Source organism: Pseudomonas inefficax (assembly GCF_900277125.1).
Lineage (GTDB): Bacteria > Pseudomonadota > Gammaproteobacteria > Pseudomonadales > Pseudomonadaceae > Aquipseudomonas > Aquipseudomonas inefficax.
In genome coordinates this window covers 1-1,661 of record NZ_OPYN01000201.1, presented here as the reverse complement: position 1 = coordinate 1,661, position 1,661 = coordinate 1, and the positions used below count along the sequence as shown (strand labels likewise).

3 protein-coding genes are annotated in these 1,661 nt (G+C 67.3%); 1 reads left to right on the top strand and 2 read right to left on the bottom strand.

Going from position 1 to position 1,661, the window contains the following annotated elements:
- Nucleotides 1–560, top strand: a 560-nt coding sequence (locus tag JV551A3_RS24655) for an ATP-binding protein (RefSeq protein WP_235874640.1), incomplete at its 5' end; no start/stop codon positions are given.
- Between the two features lie 3 nt (nucleotides 561–563).
- Here the strand turns inward: JV551A3_RS24655 and JV551A3_RS24650 are convergent.
- Both JV551A3_RS24650 and JV551A3_RS24645 read right to left on the bottom strand, forming a co-directional pair.
- Complete coding sequence (locus JV551A3_RS24650; RefSeq protein WP_133979200.1) at nucleotides 564–1,265, bottom strand: 4'-phosphopantetheinyl transferase family protein; 702 nt, start codon at nucleotides 1,263–1,265, stop codon at nucleotides 564–566.
- A 158-nt stretch (nucleotides 1,266–1,423) separates the two neighbouring features.
- A partial coding sequence (locus tag JV551A3_RS24645; protein WP_205125972.1) for a dienelactone hydrolase family protein occupies nucleotides 1,424–1,661 on the bottom strand: 238 nt, incomplete at its 5' end.

Below are 1,661 nucleotides of genomic sequence, written 5' to 3'. Positions count from 1 at the left end.
TGGACGGCGATATCCAGGACCTCGACAAGTTNGTCGACGAGATGCTCACTTACGCCCGCCTGCAGCAGGGCGCACCGGCGCCGAAGTTCGAGCGGGTTGATCTGGATGCCTTGCCCGACCGCGCGATCGAAGAGCCTGCGCCGCTGCGTGCCGAGGTACGGGTGGTGCGCGGTGAGTGCCAGGGCGCCGATGGCGAAGGCGCCTGGGTCGAGGCCGAACCGCGCTACCTGCACCGGGCCCTGCAGAACCTGGTGGGCAACGCCATGCGCCATGCCGAGACCGAGGTGCGCCTGAGCTACCAGTTGGGGCAGCAACGCTGCCGCATCGATGTGGAGGATGACGGCCCGGGGATACCCGAGGGTGTCTGGGACCGTATTTTCACACCGTTCACTCGCCTCGACGACAGCCGTACACGCGCCTCGGGCGGGCATGGCCTGGGCCTGTCGATCGTGCGGCGGATCATCTACTGGCACGCGGGCCGGGCCACGGTGGGGCGCAGCGCCGCGCTGGGCGGTGCCTGCTTCAGCCTGAACTGGCCACGACAGCAGGCACCGTTGTGACGCTCAGGCGCTGACCAGGCTGAGCAGATGGCCGTCCTGCAGGCAGAACTGGCCCTGCAGCTCGGCGCCATGCCGCCACTGCGGCGACAGGTCGGTGAGCAGGCGCAGGCGGGCCAGGCCTTCGGCAGACCAGTCGAGCACTTCGGCGTGTTCGAAGTAGAAGCGCTGGCGGGTCAGCGGGTAGAGCGTCTTGAACAGGCTTTCCTTCAGCGAGAAGGTCAGGGTGACGGCAAGGCCGAGCTGGCGGGGGTCCAGGCGCTCGAGCTCGGGCGGGGTGAGGATTTCACCCATAAGCCGCTCGGCACGCTGGTCATCCAGCAGTGCTTCCTGATCCAGGCCCAGGCCCTGGCAACTGCCCTCGGCAGCGACTACGGCGGCCGCCCAGCCTTTGCCGTGGGTGATCGAGCCGTGAATGCCGGCGGGCCAGATGGGCGAGCGGTCCTCGTGGGTACCGGGTACGTAGTCACGGCCGTCCAGGCGATGCAGCGCGGCGCGGGCGCAAACCCGGCCGGCCAGGTATTCGGCCTGGCGCTTGGCCACCGAGCGTTGCAGGCTGGCCGTGGGCACCACGCTGGCGCGCTGGAAGTCCTCGGGCGCCAGGCGCGTCGGGTCGAAGGCGCAACTGACCAGCACCGCGCCAGGTAGTGGGCGGGGCAGGGGCCAATGGTACTGGAGGGGGGCGCAGCAGGCAGGGAGTGTGTTCATGGGGCTATTGTGCCAGCCGCAGCGGTGGTGTGGGAGGTGGAATAGCTGGGGCTGCTTTGCAGCCCATCGCGACACAAGGCCGCTCCTACACAAAGCGACGCAGTACCTGTAGGAGCGGCCTTGTGTCGCGATGGGCCGCAAAGCGGCCCCGGCAATCCCTACTTGAACACCTTCTTGAAGAACGCCTGCATGTCCGCCCAGGAGCTTTCGTCCGCCGCCTTGTTGTAGCCGATATCCGGCCCGCCATGCTCGCCATGGCTCAAACGGTCTGCATCCGGGTTGGTAAACCCGTGCTTGGCCCCGTCGATACTGACGAACTGATAGTTGACCTTGGCTGCATCCATCTCGGCCTTAAACGCCTCCACCTGTTGCGGTGTAACCATGCTGTCCGCCGCA

What these genes read in the sequence shown, in the direction of transcription:
- JV551A3_RS24650 (WP_133979200.1), bottom strand. Translation starts at nt 1,265, where the DNA reads ATGAACACACTCCCTGCCTGCTGCGCCCCCCTCCAGTACCATTGGCCC.